This window comes from Bradyrhizobium sp. ERR14, assembly GCF_014198235.1.
GTDB lineage: Bacteria > Pseudomonadota > Alphaproteobacteria > Rhizobiales > Xanthobacteraceae > Bradyrhizobium.
On record NZ_JACIHD010000022.1, the window covers coordinates 1 to 18,399 of the forward strand.

At 65.8% G+C, this 18,399-nt stretch carries 11 protein-coding genes and 1 pseudogene; 5 read left to right on the forward strand and 7 right to left on the reverse strand.

Annotated features, from left to right (window positions below; translation table 11 throughout):
• Positions 1 to 596: 596 nt before the first annotated feature.
• Positions 597 to 1,751 carry an MFS transporter gene (locus GGD62_RS34350; RefSeq protein ID WP_092253103.1) on the forward strand — a complete coding sequence of 385 codons (1,155 nt, stop codon included), beginning with the start codon at positions 597 to 599 and terminating at the stop codon, positions 1,749 to 1,751.
• A gap of 158 nt (positions 1,752 to 1,909) precedes the next feature.
• Positions 1,910 to 4,756: a winged helix-turn-helix domain-containing protein gene (locus GGD62_RS34355; RefSeq protein WP_183712718.1), complete on the forward strand. Its 2,847-nt coding sequence runs from the start codon at positions 1,910 to 1,912 to the stop codon at positions 4,754 to 4,756.
• A gap of 19 nt (positions 4,757 to 4,775) precedes the next feature.
• Here the strand turns inward: GGD62_RS34355 and msrA are convergent, their stop codons facing one another.
• The 6 genes from msrA to GGD62_RS34385 all read right to left on the reverse strand — a co-directional run bounded on the left by msrA (position 4,776) and on the right by GGD62_RS34385 (position 9,891).
• On the reverse strand, positions 4,776 to 5,291 hold the full coding sequence (gene msrA, locus GGD62_RS34360) for a peptide-methionine (S)-S-oxide reductase MsrA (RefSeq protein ID WP_183712721.1): 516 nt from the start codon (positions 5,289 to 5,291) through the stop codon (positions 4,776 to 4,778).
• A 138-nt stretch (positions 5,292 to 5,429) separates the two neighbouring features.
• Entirely contained in the window at positions 5,430 to 5,852 is a 423-nt protein-coding gene (locus GGD62_RS34365) for an OsmC family protein (RefSeq protein ID WP_092253109.1), read from the reverse strand.
• A gap of 109 nt (positions 5,853 to 5,961) precedes the next feature.
• Positions 5,962 to 6,810 (reverse strand): enoyl-CoA hydratase/isomerase family protein, encoded by an 849-nt coding sequence (locus GGD62_RS34370; RefSeq protein ID WP_179735872.1) that lies wholly within the window; start codon positions 6,808 to 6,810, stop codon positions 5,962 to 5,964.
• Positions 6,811 to 6,841: 31 nt separating this feature from the next.
• Positions 6,842 to 8,155 carry an epoxide hydrolase family protein gene (locus GGD62_RS34375; protein ID WP_183712724.1) on the reverse strand — a complete coding sequence of 438 codons (1,314 nt, stop codon included), beginning with the start codon at positions 8,153 to 8,155 and terminating at the stop codon, positions 6,842 to 6,844.
• A 245-nt stretch (positions 8,156 to 8,400) separates the two neighbouring features.
• Positions 8,401 to 9,090 carry a VOC family protein gene (locus GGD62_RS34380; protein ID WP_183712726.1) on the reverse strand — a complete coding sequence of 230 codons (690 nt, stop codon included), beginning with the start codon at positions 9,088 to 9,090 and terminating at the stop codon, positions 8,401 to 8,403.
• A 129-nt stretch (positions 9,091 to 9,219) separates the two neighbouring features.
• Positions 9,220 to 9,891, reverse strand: coding sequence for a sensor histidine kinase (locus GGD62_RS34385; RefSeq protein WP_183712729.1), 672 nt, complete (start codon positions 9,889 to 9,891; stop codon positions 9,220 to 9,222).
• Between the two features lie 330 nt (positions 9,892 to 10,221).
• Between GGD62_RS34385 and GGD62_RS34390 the strand changes: the two are divergent.
• Positions 10,222 to 13,096 (forward strand): annotated as a pseudogene (locus tag GGD62_RS34390) (ATP-binding protein).
• A 118-nt stretch (positions 13,097 to 13,214) separates the two neighbouring features.
• Positions 13,215 to 13,922 carry a hypothetical protein gene (locus GGD62_RS34395; protein ID WP_092253946.1) on the forward strand — a complete coding sequence of 236 codons (708 nt, stop codon included), beginning with the start codon at positions 13,215 to 13,217 and terminating at the stop codon, positions 13,920 to 13,922.
• Between the two features lie 223 nt (positions 13,923 to 14,145).
• On the opposite strand, the gene GGD62_RS34400 is transcribed toward GGD62_RS34395, so the two are convergent.
• Positions 14,146 to 17,028 (reverse strand): winged helix-turn-helix domain-containing protein, encoded by a 2,883-nt coding sequence (locus tag GGD62_RS34400; protein ID WP_183712732.1) that lies wholly within the window; start codon positions 17,026 to 17,028, stop codon positions 14,146 to 14,148.
• A 331-nt stretch (positions 17,029 to 17,359) separates the two neighbouring features.
• Between GGD62_RS34400 and GGD62_RS34405 the strand changes: the two genes are divergently transcribed.
• Positions 17,360 to 18,343: a helix-turn-helix domain-containing protein gene (locus GGD62_RS34405; protein WP_183712735.1), complete on the forward strand. Its 984-nt coding sequence runs from the start codon at positions 17,360 to 17,362 to the stop codon at positions 18,341 to 18,343.
• The last annotated feature ends 56 nt before the right edge of the window (positions 18,344 to 18,399 follow it).

Genomic DNA, 18,399 nt, shown 5'->3' on the forward strand with positions numbered 1-18,399 from the left:
CTCGCACCTTCGCAAGGACTTGACCGTAGCAACGACGGCCAGGACCACACGGTTTTGCCGTACGCGCGGCCCGCCATTTCGCCGCAGTTTTCCCGGGCCCCGTCGACGAAGCCGGAAACTTACAGACGAGACGAAGCCTGGCAGCGCCGTCGTCCGCACGAAGCCTCGGGCTCACAGGGACTACCCGCCCTGCCCGCGCCTCTCGTGCCGACGCTGCCGCGTCCACCGCAGACCCGGCTCGCGACAGTGACGACCACATAGTCGCCCCTCTTGGGTGAGCCGGGATGGGCGACACATACGCCGAAACCGAATTTCGGTAAAGTGGAATATTTTTAGCGAAGCGGATTGACAGAGAGCGACACAGGTACCGTCCCGTAGCCCGGATGGAGCGCCAGCGTAATCCGGGACGGTGCGAAATGCGGGCGAGCGGCCCCGGATTGCGCTTCGCTCCATCCGGGCTACACGCAGACAGTCTGCACCGGTTCCAACGATCGAACGCAACGATCGAAGCGCGGCACCTCATGCGCACCACAGACATAAAGTCGCGACAATCGTCGGGCTTGTCGATCGCCCTGCCCCGCTTTCCCGGAGTTTCCATGTCTTCCGCCGACCGGCCTTCGACCCGCCTTGCGACCCGGCTTGCCTTCCTCGTTGCGGGTTTCGGCATCTCGTGCTGGGCGCCGCTGGTGCCGTTCGCGAAGACGCGGCTCGGCGTCGATGATGGCGTCCTCGGACTGCTACTGCTCAGCCTCGGCATCGGCTCGGTCATCGCGATGCTGGTGACTGGGATCGTGAGCGCGCGCTACGGCAGCAGGCCGATCATCATCGCGGGCGGGTTCGGTCTGGCGCTGGTTCTGCCCCTGCTCGCGATTGCGGCTACGCCCGCAACGCTGGCGCTGGCGCTTTTCGCATTCGGCGCCGCGCTCGGCTCGATCGACGTCGCCATGAACATCCACGCCGTGGAGGTGGAGCGCGCCGCGCACCGCCCGCTGATGTCCGGCTTCCACGCCCTGTTCAGCATCGGGGGCTTTGCCGGATCCGCGCTGATGACGGCGTTGCTCTCGCTGCAATTCGGAACGCTCGCCTGCACGCTGATCTGCTCCGTCCTGATGCTGATCGCGATGGTCGCGACCTCGCCGCGCCTGCTTCGCTCCGTGCAGGTGCAGGAGGGCCCGCTGTTCGTGCTGCCGCACGGATCGGTGCTGCTGCTCGCGCTGCTCGGCGCCATCACCTTCCTGGTCGAAGGTGCGATGCTGGATTGGGGCGCGCTGCTCGTCATCGGCGCAGGTCTGGTCACCGAGGCGCAAGGCGGCGCCGGCTACATCGTGTTCTCGATCGCGATGACTGCGGGCCGGCTCGGCGGCGACGCCGTCGTTGCGCGCATCGGCGATCGCGCGACATTGCTCTGGGGCAGCCTCATCGCGATCGCCGGTTTCGTGGTCCTGTTGACGGCGCCCATTGCGGCGGTCGCCATCGGCGGATTCCTGCTGATCGGGCTCGGCGCGTCGAATCTGGTGCCGGTGCTGTTCCGCCGGGCGGCGCGGCAAACGGTGATGCCCACCGGCCTTGCGGTCGCGGCGATCACGACCGCGGGCTACGCAGGGATTCTCATCGGGCCCGCCGGCGTCGGCTTCGTCGCACGTTTTGCCGGGTTGCCCTTGGCGTTCTGGCTGCTGGCTGCGCTGATGGGTCTGGTCACGCTATCGGCGCACATCGTCACGAAGGACCCGGGTAAGACCACGGCGACCTAACCCCTTCCATTTCCGGCATGATTCAGGCGGGGCCGAAGCCGACCCACGCCATCTGCGCAGGTCTGCCAGTCATGCTGCTTTCGGCCAGTTTACTGGACGCCTCGTTCTGCTAGACCACAACAATACCTTTTGACTCCCGTTGCGGGGGGCAATGGCACGTGCCAGCTCACAATAACAACCAAGACTCGGCCATTTCATTCGGGCCATTTCGGCTGTTTCCCAAGTCCCGGCTCCTGGAGAAGGAAGGGGAGCCGCTTCATGTCGGCGGCCGCGCGCTCGATATTCTCATCCTGCTTGCCGAGCGCCCCGGAGAAGTCATCGACAAGAGAGAGCTGGTCAAGCGCATCTGGGCCGACGTGAATGTCGACGAGGGCAGCCTGCGCTTCCATGTCGCAGCGTTGCGCAAGGTGCTCGGCGATACCGGTAAATCGGCCCGTTATGTCCTCAATGTGCCCGGCCGCGGCTATTGTTTTGTCGCCCCGTTCGCCCAAACCGCCTCGCAGGTCGCGCCAGCCGCCGCCGAGATCATTCCTCCTCGCTCGCTGCCCACGCAGCTTGCGAAGATGGTCGGACGCGAGGAGGTCATCGAGAAGATTTCAAACGGCCTGACGCTCTATCGCTTCATGACCCTGGTCGGCCCGGGCGGCATCGGCAAAACGGCGGTCGCCGTCACGGTCGGGCATCGGCGCTCGGCGGATTTCGACGGCCGCGTCTTCTTCGTCGATTTCGGTCCGCTGCGGGATGCGAGCCATGTCCCGACCACCATCGCCTCCGTCCTCGGACTGACCGTCAGCGCGGAGGATCCGACGCCGGCCGTGCTGACATTTTTGAAGACCGGGCCGGCCCTGCTGATCTTCGACAGCTGCGAGCATGTGCTTGATACGCTGGCGCCTCTCGTCGAGCGCATCGTTCGCGAAGCGCCTCAGCTTCGTGTTCTCGCCACCAGCCGCGAGTCGTTCCGGAGCGAAGGCGAGCGGATATTCCGGCTGTTTCCGCTGGATTGTCCGCCCGAGCGCGAGGGCCTCGACGTCGCAGAGGTTCTTGCCTATCCCGCCGCCCAGCTCTTCGTCGAGCGCATCGCGCAGAGCTCCGGGCCGTTCCAGCTCAGCGCGGAAGAGGCGCCGCTTGTCGCCAGCATCTGCCGGCGGCTCGACGGCATTGCGCTGGCGATCGAGCTCGCGGCGGGCCGTGTCAATGCGTATGGCATCGCCGGCACCGCCTCCCTGCTCGACAGCCGCTTCTCGCTGCAATGGCGCGGACGGCGCACCGCCGTCCCGCGGCACCAGACGCTCGCCGCCGCCCTCGACTGGAGCTACGACCTCCTGTCTCCGGCGGAAAGCGCCACCTTGCGACGATTGTCGGTGTTCGCAGGGCCGTTCGCGCCGGAGGCGGCCGCCGCGGTCGCGTCGGGCGACGGCCTCAGCACCTCGGAGACGCTGGAGGCGATCGACAGCCTGGTCACCAAATCGCTGATCTCGCCATCCGGCTCGCGGGCGCTGCGCTATCGCCTGCTCGACACCACGCGCACCTACGCGCTCGGGAAACTGAACGAGCTCGGTGAAACCAGGCAGTTCGCGCGGCGTCATGCGGAGCATTTTCGCGATTTCTTCGAGCGCGCGGGGGCCGACACGTCGACGCCGCTGCCCGAATGGCTCAGCACCTATGGCGGCGAGCTCGACAATGTGCGCGCGGCGCTGGATTGGGCCTTCGCGCCCGACGGCGACACCAGGCTCGGCATTGCGCTGACGGCCGCCGCCGTCACCCTGTGGGTGCGTCTGTCGCTGTTCGCCGAATGCCGCGAGCGCAGCAGAACGGCACTGGCGGCGCTCGGAGACGACGGCGACAACGACCGCATCCGCATGCAGCTCCTGTCGGCACTCGGCTGGTCGCTGATGTACGGCGAGGGTCGCGCGCGCGAGGCGCGCCCGATCCTCGAGACGACGCTCGAGCTGGCTGAGAGCCTCGACGACAAGGACTTCCGGCTGCGCGCACTCTGGGGCCTGTGCATCGACCAGTTCAACAACGGGCAGTTCGGCAAGGCCCGCGGGCTCGCCGAGCGCTTTGCGAACGTGGCAGCGAATTCGCCCGACAGCACCGATCTCATGCTGGGCGACCGCCTGATGGCCGTCGCGCTGCATTATCTCGGGGACCAGAACGACGCGCGGCAGCGCATCGACCGGGTGAACGCCTCGCTGCATGTGCTGGTGGCGAAGCCGAAAATCTTCCCGCTCGATCTCAGGATATCGACGCAATATTTCCGGGCCCGCATCCTTTGGCTTCAGGGCCTCGCCGATCAGGCCCAGGCGCTCGCCGCTGAGAACATCGAGGAAGGCCGCGCCAACGGCCATGCGCTGACCTTCTGCAGCGTGCTGGGACAGGCCGCCTGCCCGATCGCGTTCTGGTCCGGCGATTTCGAGGCCGCCGAGCGCCACGGCGCCGAGCTGCTCGAACACACCGAACGCCACGGAATCCGGCTGTGGGGCCTATGGGCACGCGCCTTCAACGCCGCGGTCGTGGCCAGGCGCGGCGACATCGCCACCGGCCTGCCGCTTTTGCGCGAAGAGCTCAACCGCGCCGGCGATGCGCGCTTCCTGCCGCGCTTTCTGCCGCTGCTCGGCGAGCTCGCCGCGTGCTTCCTCGAAGCCGACCAGGTCGACCGTGGCCTCGACACGATCGAGGACGTCCTGACCCGCTGCAACGACCGGCAGGAGCGCTGGTATCTGCCGGAGCTGCTCCGCATCAAGGGGGAATTGATGCTCAGGAGCGCGCGGCATTCAGCAGACGCCGAGGCGCACTTTCGCGAGGCCATCGACATTGCCGTCGAGCAGGGCGCGCGCTTCTGGGAGCTCCGCTGCGCGACCAGCCTCGCGCGGGCCATGATCGGAGCCGGCCGGGGCGCGGAAGCCCGGGTGGTTCTCGACAATGTCTGCAGGACGTTTGCCGAAGGCTCCGACATCGCCGACCTGCGCATGGCCCGCGATCTGATCGCGCGATCGCGGGCCTGACGGCGCCTGGCGTCTTGATCTAGCCTCCCACCGCAGCAGCGCGGCGCGGCAGCTTCCAGCCGGGCCGGATGAAGTGGCAGGTGTAGCCGTCAGGATAGCGTTCGAGATAGTCCTGATGCTCGGGCTCGGCCTCCCAGAACTCGCCTGCGGGCGCGACCTCGGTCACCACCTTGCCGGGCCACAGGCCGGACGCCTCGACGTCGGCGATGGTGTCTTCGGCGATCTTCTTCTGCTCGTCGCTCGCATAGAAGATCGCGGAGCGATAGCTGGTGCCTCGGTCATTGCCCTGGCGATCGAGCGTGGTGGGATCGTGGATCTGGAAGAAGAACTCCAGCATGGTCCGGTAGCTGGTCCTGGCGCGATCGAACATGATCTCGATCGCCTCGGCGTGGCCTTCGTGGTTGCGGTAGGTCGCGTTCTTCACCTTGCCGCCGGTGTAGCCGACGCGTGTGGAGATCACGCCTGGTTGCTTGCGGATCAGATCCTGCATGCCCCAGAAGCAGCCTCCGGCCAAAACTGCGCGTTCCGTCGTCATTTGTCCGCTCCCAATTGACCGCTCTGTCGGTCCTGCATCTGCCACATCCTATGCCTTCCGCAGCCCTGCCGAAAGCCGGGCATACCCTGTACGACCATCCGGGTCGTCCACCCGGATGGCACGAACTGTCCCTCGCCGCTAGCCCAGCTTGGCGTCGAGCGTGATCGCCGCGTTGAGCACCTTCGACACCGGGCAGTTCTTCTCGGCCTCGCCGGCGAACTTGGCAAAACCTGCCTCGTCGAGGTTCGGCACCTTGGCACGCAAGGTCAGCGCGGACTTGCTGATCTTGAAGCCCTTGCCTTCGGGCTCCAGGGTCACCGCGGCTTCGGTCGAGAGCTCGTCCGGCGTGAAACCTGCCATCTGAAGACCGAAGGCCAGCGCCATCGTAAAACAGCCGGCATGGGCCGCAGCGATCAATTCCTCGGGATTGGTGCCCTTCTCGTTCTCGAAGCGGGTCTTGAACGAATAGGGCGTCTCGGCCAGCACGCCGGACTCGCTCGTCAGATGGCCGGTGCCGTCGCGGCCGGTGCCCTTCCATACTGCTTTCGCTTTGCGGATCATCTCAACTCTCCTCGTTTGTTTTGCGCACCGGCGCTCTGTACCGGTGGAAGGCGGCATCGGCGTGACCGCCCGCCGCCGCTCCAACCGGCCGCGCGCCGCAACGGTTCCGTTAGCTGCCGATTTGACCAACGTGGAAGCCGAGCCGGTTCTCGACGTCCCCGGCGCGGTGGAAGCCCCGCGCCATCAGCGCCTTGATCCTGGTCTGGCTCGCGGGGCGGCCGAGCGAGGCCAGGAACGCGTCCCACTCCGGCTTGATTTCGGCGTCCGGCGGCAGGCTTGCGACATCGACAAGACGCTTGGTCTCGGCGATCGCCTCCTTGTCGAACGAGGCGATGCGCATCGCGAGTGCCTCGACGAAACCGTCGAGCTCGGCATCCGGCAACGACCGGTTGACGTAACCGTAGCGTTCGGCGAGATCGCCATGGATGTCGTCGGCGCCGAGCAGGACTTCGAGCGCACGGCCGCGGCCCATCAGGCGCGGCAGCCGCGCCATCGGCCCGCCGCCGGGCACGAGGCCCGCGCCGACCTCCCATTGCGACAGGATCGCCTTCTCGCGGCTGGCAAAACGCATGTCGCTCGCGAGCGCGAGCTCGCTGCCGACACCGGTCGCGCGGCCCCGGATCGCGGCGATGGAGACGACCGGCGCGCGGCTGAGGCGCACCAGCATGTCGGGCAATGCTTCGAGGCCGGTCGGCCCGGGCGGGATACGAAGCGAATCCTCCAACGGCGCGAGGAAATCGTAATGGGTGATGAAGAAGCCTTCGACGGCACTGTCGAACACCACGACCTTCACCTCCGGATCGGTCTCGATCCTGGTGACGATGTCGCCCAGCAGCGGCAGCTGCTTCGGACCGAAAATATTCACCGGCGGCATGTCGAAGGTGACACGCCAGTAGGACGGCAGGCGGCGATCGAGGTGGATGTCTTGGGTCGTGAAGGTGCGTTCGGGACGGTTCATTGCTTGCACTCCTGATGTATGGGTTCGCATCTCAGATCGATTGCCGCAGCGGACGGAACGCGGTCCGCACTTCCGCAGAGAACAGCGCCGGCTGCTCCCAGGCCGCGAAGTGTCCGCCCTTGTCGAGGCGGTTGTAGTGGATCAGCTTGGGGTAGGCCTTCTCGGCCCAGCTCCGCGGCGCGGCGTAGATCTCGTCCGGAAAGACGCTGACGGCGACGGGAATCTTGACCTGCTTGGGCGCGAAGAACACCAGCTTGTTCTCCCAGTACAGCCGCGCCGAGGAGACCGCGGTGTTGGTGAGCCAATAGAGCGTGATGTTGTCGACCACATCATCGCGCGACAGCCCTTCCGTCCGGCCATCGAACACGCGTGCGATCATCGCGGCGCTGCGCGCATCATGATCGAGCATCCAGGACGCGAGGCCCGCGGGCGAATCCACGAGGCCATTGAGCGTCTGCGGCCGGTTCGACATCTCGATCGCGTAGCCGAGGCCATGCTTGTAGAAATCATCGAGCTGGTCGTAGGCAAGGCGCTCCTCAGTCGAGAGGTTCGCCGGGCGCGTTCCGCCGGGTTGAAGCGCCCTGGCGATGTCGTCGGGGACGGTCGCGGGCATGTTGGTGTGGATGCCGAGCAATTCCGGCGGCGCGACCAGTGCCATCTGCTCCGTCACGGCATTGCCCCAATCGCCGCCTTGCGCGACATAGCGGCTGTAGCCGAGCCGCTTCATCAGCACGATCCAGGCCCGCGCGATGCGCTGGGGGTCCCAGCCGAGCACCGTCGGCCTGCCCGAGAAGCTGTGACCGGGGAGCGAGGGAATCACAAGATCGAACGCGTCCGCGGCCTTGGCGCCGTGCGCGGTCGGATCGGTGAGCGGACCGACGATCTTCATCTGCTCGATGATCGAGCCGGGCCAGCCATGCGTGACGATCATCGGCAGTGCATTCTCGTGCCGCGAGCGGACGTGGATGAAGTGAATGTCGACGCCGTCGATTTCGGTGACGAATTGCGGCAAGGCGTTCAACCGCGCTTCTACCTTGCGCCAGTCGTAGTCGCCCTGCCAGTAGCGCACGAGCTGTTGCACCGTCGTCAGCTGCACGCCCTGCGACTGATCGGTGACGATCTCGCGATCCGGCCAGCGCGTGGCAGCCAGGCGCCGGCGCAGGTCGAGCAGATCCTGCTCGGGCACGCTGACCTGGAAGGGCCGGATGGCGCCGCCTGCGGCAGCCTTGGCAGGATGCAGCGGCAACAGGCTCGACACGCTGGCGGCAACCGCGGTCATCGCGGCCTGGCTCAGCAATTGACGGCGGTCGGGATTGAGGCTCTCAGTTCGGGCTTGCGCGGTCATGTTGGATCTCCCTTGCTTTGGTCGGTGACGCTGACCGAGTTCGAAATCGACGCGTCGGTTGGCGTGCAGAGAGACTGGCGCAGGCCCCGGCAGTTTGCTCGTTATGCATTGTTAGCCTGCGTTAGCCGTTGCGAGACCGCGCACTGCAAGAGAGCGATGACATCCGCGCAATACGACACGGCGCGCGACGACCAGGTCATCGCGCGCCGTGTCGGCCAGGATCGGAAGATGCCTTTCGCTGCAGCTCAAGTCGGCAGCGGCTGGCCGGCCTGCTCGCGGACGATGTATTCGGCGTACCAGTCCGGCCAGTTCTCGTCGTGTCCGCCAGTCCGCGCCTCATGCTCGCCATGCGCCAGCGCCGCGCGACGCAGCGTTGCGGCTAGATCGGTCGCTGAGGCGAATGCCGTGCCGTCGCCTGCAATGCGTCCGGGCAATCGTGTCGTGACTTCCTGGAACAGCCAGCCATTGCCGTCGGGATCGCTGAACGCGGCGAATGAAGCATAGCTGCCGCGCTTCGGGTCAGCACCACTGACTCGGACGCTGCCGAACAGATATGGCTCGTCAGGCCCGGCATGAACGTCGCCGGCACCGTGGAACGGCTCGCTGACCTCGACGCCGCGGGCGAGCAGATCCTGACGTGCCGCCTCGAGATCGGAGACGACCAGATACAGGCCTCGCGCCGAGCCGGGCGCTGCCGCCGTGACGTTCGTGCCGAAGATCACCGAACAGGCCGAGCCCGGCGGCGTGAACTGGATCACGCGCCAGTCGTCGCCTGACGTGAAATCGGCATCCAGTCGCCAGCCGAGGCGCGTGTAGAACGCCTTGGCGCGGTCGACATCGGACACCGGGATCACGAGGACCTCGAGCTTCAAATCAACTCCATGAGATTTCGAGGGCTTGGTTTCAGCTTGGCGATTCAGCTCGATCACAGCCATGTCCAACTCCTTGTTTCAAGCCGCGGGTCCGGGATCGACACCCGCTCCGAACGTCAGGACTGTCGCGCAAACGAGAGATTTTTACCCGTTATGGGGTGTTAGAGTCCGCTAGCCGTTGTGAGGGAGGGCTCACGCCGCAGCGATCGGCATCACGATGGTGACCCGGGTGCCGCCCTCGCCCGCCTCGCCCTGCAGCCGCGCCTGGATGCTGCGTGCGAGCCCTTCGAGGATCCGGCTGCCGGTGCCCTGGAGCGGACCGGTCGCACCGATGCCGTTGTCGGCCACCGTGCAGAGCCAGGCGCCGCCGCGCCGGGCCAGGCCGATGCGGATCAGCGCACCCTTCTTGCTCGGGAAAGCATGCTTTGCCGCGTTCGTCACCAGCTCCGTCAGCATCAGCGCGAGCCGATGACACTGCGCCGCCGGCAATGTGCCGCTTTCGATCGCAGCCTCGCAGCGGATGCCTGCCGGTTCCAGCACAGCCTCGGAGATCGCTTCGCACAGGCTTTCGAAGAAGGCCGCTGCGGAAACGAACCGCAGATCGTCATGATCGGACAGAAGTTGATAGAGCCTGCCGAAGGCGACGATGCGCCGCTCGAACCGGTCCACCGCCAACGACATATCACCCGTGCCCGCGCGCGTGAAATCGCGACGGACTGACGCACCCAGCAGCGTCAGCGTGTTCTTCATGCGATGGTGGGATTCCCGCAGCACGAGCTCCCAGTCACGCGACTGATCATCGAGGCCGGGTACAAATTGAGATCGAACGACATGGTCGTTCGGCCGAGCGCCGATCGCGGACATCATAGCCTCCCGTTGAAAATTGCATCTAACGCGAATGTCATACTGGATGCTGTTCGCGTGCTTTGCTCGTTAGACGTTGCAAGATTCTGTTATGATCACCGTCGCGACGACCGAGATCCAGATCCGCCATCGCGGTCCAGCGCATTGCCGGATTGTCCCGATCGCTCGCTGGACCACTCGCGTTTAAGTTAGATTTGCGACGCTCCTCGCGTGATCGGCCGATTGCGATGATCGCCACGCGATTTCGCCACTTTCGGCCAGTTTACTGGACGTCTCGTTCTGTTAGACCAAAACTGCAGACTTCAGCCTTTTCACTGGAATTGTTGGCCCGTGCCGGACACTAACGAGCAAGATTCGGTCATTGCCTTCGGGCCATTTCGCTTGTTCACGAAGTCGCGGCTGCTCGAGAAGGACGGCGTCCCGCTTCACCTCGGCGGCCGTGCGCTCGACATCCTCATTTTTCTCGCCGAGCGTGCGGGTGAGGTCGTTGACAAGCGGGAGCTGATCAAGCGCATCTGGGCCGACGTGAATGTCGACGAAGGCAGCCTGCGTTTCCACATCACGACGTTGCGCAAGGCTTTGAACGATAAGGCTTTGAACGATAGGGCCTTGAGCGATGCCGGCGAAGGCTCCCGCTACGTGATCAACGTCCCCGGACGCGGCTATTGCTTCGCGGCCCCGCTGCTCCGGGCTGCGCCTTCGGAGAGCCGGACCAGCCTGCCCGACGCTTCGCCCCGCTCGCTGCCCGCGCCGCTCGCCAAGATGATCGGGCGGAACGATGCGGTCGAGAAGATCTCGGCCGAGCTTGCCCAGCATCGCTTCGTCACAATCGTCGGCCCGGGCGGAATCGGCAAGACGTCGGTCGCGCTTGCCGTCGCGCATCGCGAGCTTGCCGGCTTCGATGACCAGGTATGTTTCGTCGATTTTCGGCGCGCTGACGGATGTCCGGCTCGTTCCCGGCACCATTGCGGCCGCGCTGGGCCTGACCGTCAATGCCGACGATCCCGTGCCGAGCCTGCTGACGGTCCTGCGCAGCCGGCGCATGCTGCTGGTGTTCGACAGTTGCGAGCATATCCTCGACGAACTCGCCCCTCTGGCCGAACGCATGGTCCGCGAGGCGCCGAAGCTGCATATTCTGGCCACCAGCCGCGAATCCTTTCGCACCGAAGGTGAGCGCGTCCACCGGCTGTTTCCGCTGGATTGCCCGCCGCAGCGCGAAGGCCTCGGCATTGCCGACATCCTTGCCTATCCCGCAAGCCAGCTCTTCGTGGAACGCATTGCCGAGAGCCTGAGCGAATTCGAGCTCACCGAGGAGGATGCGCCGCTCGTCGCCGAGATCTGCCGACGGCTGGACGGCATCGCCCTGGCGATCGAGCTCGCGGCCGGACGTGTCAACGCTTATGGCATTGCCGGGACCGCATCACTGCTGGACAGCCGCTTCTCGCTGCTGTGGCGGGGACGGCGCACCGCGATTCCGCGGCACCAGACCCTGAGCGCGGCGCTCGCCTGGAGCTACGATTTGCTGCCGCCGACCGAGAGCGCGACCCTGCGCGGATTGTCGGTGTTCGTCGGGCCGTTCACGCTGGAAGCCGCGCTTGCGATCGCATCCTGCCAGGGCATCAGCGAGGGCGAAGGTGTGGAAGCCATTTCGAACCTGCTCTCCAAATCCCTGATCGCGACCTCGCCGGCGGAGCGGCGGCTGCGCTATCGCCTGCTCGACACCACCCGCGCCTTCATGGCGGACAAGCTCGTCGAGAACGGCGAAGCGGACCGCGTCGCGCGCGCCCACGCCGAATATTTCCGCGATTTCCTGCGCGACATTGCGCTGAAATCCACGGGCATGCAGAGCGCGGGCGGCTTCCTTCCCTATGCCGACCATTTGCCCAATGTCAGGGCTGCGCTAGTCTTCAGCTTTTCGGACGGCGGCGACCGGACGATCGGCGTGGATCTGGCGGCCTCGGCGGCGCAGTTCTTCCTCGAGCTGACATTGCTGACGGAATGCTACCGATGGACCCAGCAGGCGCTGGCGTCCCTCGACACGGGCGCCGTGGACAGCCGGCAGGAGATGACCCTGCAGGCCGCGCTCGGCGTCTCCGTGATGTTCACGCAAGGTAATACGGAAGCGGTCCGGTCGGCCTTCACGCGCAGTCTCGAGCTTGCCCGGCAGCTCGATGACCTGCACTGGCAGCTCTGGCTGCTGCGCGGATTGCACATCTACCTGACCAGGGTCGGCGATTTTCACGGCGCGCTCGACACCAGCGAACAGGCCGAGGGCGTTGCGCGCAAACTGAATGATTCCGCCGCCACGCTGAACGTGGATTGGATGCGCGGCGTCGCGCACCATTTGATCGGCAACCAGGACAAGGCGGTTCGGTTCTGCGAAAGCGCGATGGTGCACAATCCCGGCTCGCAACGGCTGAATATCGGGCATCTCGGCTATGACGACCGCATCGTCGCGCTGGTTGCGCTGGCGCGCGGGCTCTGGCTCACGGGCCGGCCCGAGCGAGCGATCGAGGTGGCCAGATACACGGTGCGCGAGGCCGAGCTGCTCGAGCAGCCGCTTACCCTCGGCATCTCCCTGATCTGGACGATCTACGTGTTCCTCTGGGTCGGCGACTGGGCTAGTGCCGAAATCCTGATCGAGCGGCTGATCGATCATTCCGCACGGCACTTTCTCGGCCCCTATCACGCGGTCGGCATCGGCCAGAAGGGCGAGCTGCTGCTGCGCCGGGGCGACGTCGCGGCAGGGATCGAGCACCTCCGGCGCAGTCAAGCGACGTTGTACGCGACACGGCACCGCATCATGACGACGGTGTTTGCGACGGCGCTCGCGGAGGGTCTCGCCTCCCAGAACCAGCCCGACGCGGCCTTGCAGACGATCAACGAGGCGATCGCCCAGATTCCCGATCATGGCGAATCCTTCGACATGCCGGAGATGCTCAGGATCAAGGGTGACATCCTCGCCGGGTCGGGCAACGCTGCGGAGGCGGAGAGCACCTTGCGCAAATCGCTCGATCTGTCCCGGCGTCAATCCGCGGTCGGCTGGGAGCTTCGCGGGGCGATCAGCCTCGGCCGCATCTGGGAGCGGGCCGGCAAGGCCGCTGACGCTAGCGCTTTGCTCAACCCCCTCGTTGCGCGCTACCAGGAGGGCCTGCAGACCCGCGATCTGATCGCTGCCAGAGAGCTGCTGGGCACCCTGAATTGAGAGTATCTTCAACGAGATACTGCCATGCTACTCGCTCGCAACTCCTAACAACTTCTAACACGCCAAGCCGCATGCGCCCCGCCATGGTGGAGACACTGGACGGTGGATGTGGCGGGACATGGCGCTTCTTGACGACGTAATCGATGCCAGCGGCGGAATGGCCCGCTGGAACAGCTTGAACCGGTTCACGCTCCACCTTTCCGTTGGCGGGACGCTGTTCTCCAGCGCCGGCCATGCCCGGGAATTCAAGGATGTGACCGCGGAAGGCTCGACCCGGACGCAATCGGTGCGCTTCACCGGCATCACCGGGGGTGAGCACTCCGGCTCCTTTCAACCGGACGCGATCACGATCGAGAGCCTGGATGGTGAGGTCCTGCGGTCCTGGCCTAATCCCGGCCTTGCATTTTCCGAGGTCGATCCACCGGCGCTCGCGGATGAGCTGCATCTCGTCTTCTTCTGCGGCGTCGCGATCTGGAGTTATCTGACGATTCCATTCCTGCTTGCCCACCCCGATGTCGTGATCGAGGAGCTGTCGCCCTGGCAGGAGAATGCCGAAACCTGGCGGCGGCTGCGGGCACGATTCCCGGCCCACCTGATGACGCTCGCGTCCGAGCAGATCTTCTATTTCGACGAGAGTGCCCTGCAGCGGCGGGCAGATCACGATCTCTTCGGGATGAAGGTTGCACACTCCTCCTGGGCTCATGACAGCTTCGGCGGCATCGTGGTGCCGACCCTTCGGCGCGCGCAGACATTGCGGCCCGATGGGACCGTGATTGCCAAGCCGGTGCTGATGGACGTCGAGATCTTCGACGCCGTCTTCGAATAGCGGCGGTACGGCTGACATGGCCGCTCTCAACGCCTAACAATACATAACGAGCCAACAGCGAAATCGCTGCGCTCGTTCGCGACTTCCTTGCGCACTGGACGGACACAGCGGCTGAACAGCAAGCCGCGTGGTGGATCGCTACGCTTCAGCCGTACAATGACGACATGAGCAGCACATGTCCGACAACATCGACCGTGAACAGCGCCGCCGCTGTTCGGCTTGATCAGGCGGAAGGCGGATTCAGCATGAGCCGTGCGGCCCTGAGATTGGCGGTGTCGAACCCCTCGGTGAACCGCGCATAGGTCTTGGCGAGCTGTTGGCGCGGATCTCGTACACCCTGCCGCTCGCGCAGCCGCGCCAGCGACATCTCGGTTCGCAGCCGCCAGGACAGCGCGCCCTGTTGCTCGGCGAGCTCCGCCGATGCGACAAGGCTTGCCTCGGCCGTGTCCAGGTTTCCACTCTGCGCCTCGAGCTCTCCGCGCAGACGCAGCAGCTCCGGCATGTCGAAGGCACCCCCTTCCTGCTCGACGCGGTCGATGGTCTCGTGCAGGACCTGAGTGCCTTCCGCCAAGCGCCCCAATGAGACCAGCCCGGAAGACAGATCCGCGGCGAATGCCGACATATAGAGCTCGTAGCGATCCGCGTGCAGACGCGGAAGCGCGCTCCGCAACAAGTCGATGCCGCCAATGGCCTCGCCATGGGCGATCATGGTCTGCGCCCGAAAGCCGGTCGCAACGGCCTCATAGGGGACGAGCCCGTGCATACTCGCATGCGTCGCCAGGCGAGCGCTCATGGTCTCGACGGCGGACCAGTCGCCGACCCAACCGAACACCGAGGCGGACCAGCACAGCGCGATACAATGCATCACCACGTCGCGCGGCGCTGACGCGCCGACGAGCGGGAGGACGCATTCGAGCGCGCGATCGGGATAGCCGCGCAGCCACAACACGCGTGCCAGCGGAATCTGCGGCGTGCGCGAATAGGCGAAATGTCCGGGTTGCGTGCCCCGCAGCGCCGCGTCGTCGCGCATGCCCTCGTCGAGATGAGCTTGCGCCTCGGCCTGGTCGCCGGCGAGGTGATAGGACACGCCGAGAAGCGCTTTGCTGCCGGCAATGCCCGCGGTATCGTCGATCAGGCGCGCAATCCGCTCGGCGTGACGCGCAGTCGGCACCAGATGCCGGTAGCCGCCGGTCCGGCGATAGAACATGTTCAGTCGCGATAGCAGCCTGAATGTGTTGGCGTGGTCGCCGAGCGCTTGCGCGATCTCCAGCCCGCGCCTGAGCGCCGCTTCCGCCTGCTCGCTGTTGCGCTCGGTGAACATGAAGGCGTGACCGAGCGTTGACTGAAGCTCGAGCTCCCATCGGCCGCCACGATCGGCGTCGTCGAGCATCGCGAGCGCGCGATCGGACCAGATGCGCGCCTCGTTCAGCAAATTCAGCTCGACGAACAGGCTCGTGCAACTGCCGGCAAGCGGCACGCGCAAGTCGGCGCCGTCATCGTTGGCGTAGCTCCATGCCAGCGCCGCGCGGGCATCGGCGAGCAGGCCCGCGCGCTCCTGCGAGCGGGACATCTGGCCGCTTCCACCCTGCGCCGTCAGGCCGGCTTCGAGCGTACGTTGAACATAGCAAGCGTGACGGCGCGCGATGACGCTTGCCTCACCGCCATTCGCCAGCTTCTGCATGGCATAGGCACGCGTTGCGTCCAGCAGGCGATAGCGCCGCGATGCGCCGTCCGGCTGCGAGGACACCAGCGACTTGGCCACGAGCTGCTCCAGCGCGTCGATGACGCGTTCCTCCGGCGTTTCCTCCTCGGCCGCCACCGCTATTGCGCCTTTCAGGGTGAAGTGACCTGCGAAGACCGCGAGCCGCTGGAACACGTTGCGCTCGTTCTCGCCGATCAAGCCGAAACTCCAGTCGAGCGTGGCACCGAGCGTCTGCTGCCGCGGCGGCGCCGTTCGCCGCCCGCGCCATTCGAGCTGCAGGCGGCTGTCGAGCAGCGCCGCCATCTCGCGCAGCCCGTAGAGCCCGACGCGCGCGGCGGCAAGTTCGATCGCGAGCGCGATGCCGTCGAGCTTGCCGCAGATCTGCACCAGGACTTCCGCATCCTCGTCGGTGAGATCGTCGCGGTGCCCCGCCGCACTGGCGCGATCGACGAACAGGCGCGCCGCCGGATAATTCAACACCTCGCCGGCGCTGAGGGGCGTGCCTTGCGGCGGGCCGAGCAGCGGAGCAAGCTCGAAAATCTGCTCGCCGGCCACCAGCAGCGACTCGCGGCTGGTGGCGAGGATGGCAACGCCGGGCGCCTCGCGATAGATGTCTTCCGCGAGACGCGCGACCGTGTCGATGACGTGCTCACAGCTGTCGAGAACGAGGAGCAGCCGCCGCCCGCGCAGGAAACTGACGATGCTGCCACTCGGATCATTGTGATGCACGACGAGACCCAGCGCGGCGGCAACCGTGCTCGCCACCAGCGCGGCGTCCTTGAGCGGTCCGAATTCGAGGAAATGGACGTTGCCCTCGAACCTGTCGCACAGGTCATGCGCGAGCGCGACGGCAATGGTGGTCTTGCCGATGCCGCCAGGCCCTCGCAGCGTGACGAAACGATCGCGGAGCAAGCGCGGCGCCAGCTCGGCCACGATTTCGTCCCGCCCGACCATCCGGTCCAGACGATGCGGCAGAGACGGTGACGACGTCGCCTTTTCGGCTGGCCGCGACGTGAGCGACGGCGGCTCCGCGCGTGGACCACGCTGCACCGGCGCGACGAAGCAATAACCCCGGCTCGGAATGTTGGCGATGTAGCGGACGCCGTCCTTGCCGTCGCCGAGCACCTTGCGCAGCTCGGCGACATGAACCCGCAGGCTGATCTCCTCGACGGAGAGGCCGGACCACGCGTAGCTGAGGATCTCGTTCTTTGGCACCACCTCGCCGGCACGGCTGACGAGCAGGCGCAAAATATCCATCGCACGGCTGCCGAGCTTGACTGGCACGCCGTCCTTCTCCAGCAGCCGCGACCGCAGCGAGAACGGCCCGAACGAGACGGCATCGAGATCAAGGATTGTTCCGGCGCCGCCGCTGCGGGAGCCATGTCCTGCCGAGAGGTCGGTCACATCTTGCTCATCTTGACGACTGCTTCCTCGAAACGCGCAGGGACTATACCCGGCACCGATGCGAGGTCCAGCGAAGGGCCTGCGCGCCACGCGATGCTCCTTGAGGTCCCCTCAAACAGGGGCAGCCGGGCAAATCTCTGACAAATTGGACTTAATCAAACGTCTGCGGCGGGCTGTCGCACCTGGTGCACGCGCACAAAATCTAACAGATCCTAATCACCACTAACGGGCGTCCTGGCCAGCTCACGCCTATCCTCCGAGCATGGACAGCATTGGCTTTGCGCGTTTGCCGGTCGTTGCAAACCGCGGCAAAGTCAGGAGAGGACGAGCGATGTCGAACAATTTGCACGCGGCCCATGCCTGGATCGATTTTCCGGCCGGCTCGGATCACGAGGTTCTTCGCCCGACGCAGGTGATCGCCCGGGAGAGCCACTGGCGTCAGATCGATCGCACTGTGGTCGGCGCGACCCAGGACATCACGATCTCGCGATGGGAGGACTCGCGGAGCAGCTCGTCGCACGAAACGACGACGCCGGACGATCGCTATTTCATCGGCATCGCCCTGAAGACCACGCGCGCGAAGCTGACACGGGACCGCCAGATCATTTTCGACGGCACCATGCCGGCGGGGACGCTCTATGTCACGGCTCCATCGAAATCTCTCGGCGTGCAATTCCAGTCGCCATGCGCCTTCCTCCACGTCCACATCTCCACGGATCATCTTCCGGCCCATGTCGTTGCGGCCGACGGGCTCAATGACCTCGTGCTGCTGCGCGATCCGCTCGCCGCCGAGCTTGCCAAGGCGCTGATCGAGCAAAGTGATGCCGCAGACCGGCATTTCACACAGTGCATCGGCCAGACCCTGGCGATGCATCTCACCCGGATCGAGTTGCCGCGCGCCAGGGTCAATGCCTTGCCGAAATGGCGGCTGCGGCGTGTCGAGCAATATATCGCCGATCATTTCCACCGCGGCATCAGCCTGTCCGAGCTTGCCAATGTCGCCGGCCTGTCCCGGATGCACTTTGCGGCACAATTCCGCGCTGCGACCGGTTACCGTCCCCGCGAATATCTGCTCAATCACCGCACCGAGCAGGCGAAGACGCTGCTTGCAAGCACCGAGCGGCCATTGGCGGAGATCGCGCTTGCCGTGGGCTTCAGCACGCAGGCGCATTTCTCGACCGTGTTCAAACGCATCAGCGGTCAATCACCGGCGCGCTGGCGCCTCGCCAGCAGGGGTGAGCGGCTCGAGGTCGAAGCGCCGCTGCGGCGTCGTCCTTCCCCGCAGATCGGTTGGACCGCCAGCGCGGCGGCGTAGGCATCCGGCGGCTCGCGCCCTCCTCCTCCCGGGGCCGGCGAGCCTCTCGGGGCCGT

Bases quoted from the DNA above. Each gene is read 5' to 3' on its own strand.
- GGD62_RS34350 (WP_092253103.1), top strand. From the start codon at position 597: ATGTCTTCCGCCGACCGGCCTTCGACCCGCCTTGCGACCCGGCTTGCC.
- GGD62_RS34385 (WP_183712729.1), bottom strand. From the start codon at position 9,891: ATGTCCGCGATCGGCGCTCGGCCGAACGACCATGTCGTTCGATCTCAA.
- GGD62_RS34395 (WP_092253946.1), top strand. From the start codon at position 13,215: ATGGCGCTTCTTGACGACGTAATCGATGCCAGCGGCGGAATGGCCCGC.
- GGD62_RS34375 (WP_183712724.1), bottom strand. From the start codon at position 8,155: ATGACCGCGCAAGCCCGAACTGAGAGCCTCAATCCCGACCGCCGTCAA.
- msrA (WP_183712721.1), bottom strand. From the start codon at position 5,291: ATGACGACGGAACGCGCAGTTTTGGCCGGAGGCTGCTTCTGGGGCATG.
- GGD62_RS34370 (WP_179735872.1), bottom strand. From the start codon at position 6,810: ATGAACCGTCCCGAACGCACCTTCACGACCCAAGACATCCACCTCGAT.
- GGD62_RS34405 (WP_183712735.1), top strand. From the start codon at position 17,360: ATGTCGAACAATTTGCACGCGGCCCATGCCTGGATCGATTTTCCGGCC.
- GGD62_RS34380 (WP_183712726.1), bottom strand. From the start codon at position 9,090: ATGGCTGTGATCGAGCTGAATCGCCAAGCTGAAACCAAGCCCTCGAAA.
- GGD62_RS34365 (WP_092253109.1), bottom strand. From the start codon at position 5,852: ATGATCCGCAAAGCGAAAGCAGTATGGAAGGGCACCGGCCGCGACGGC.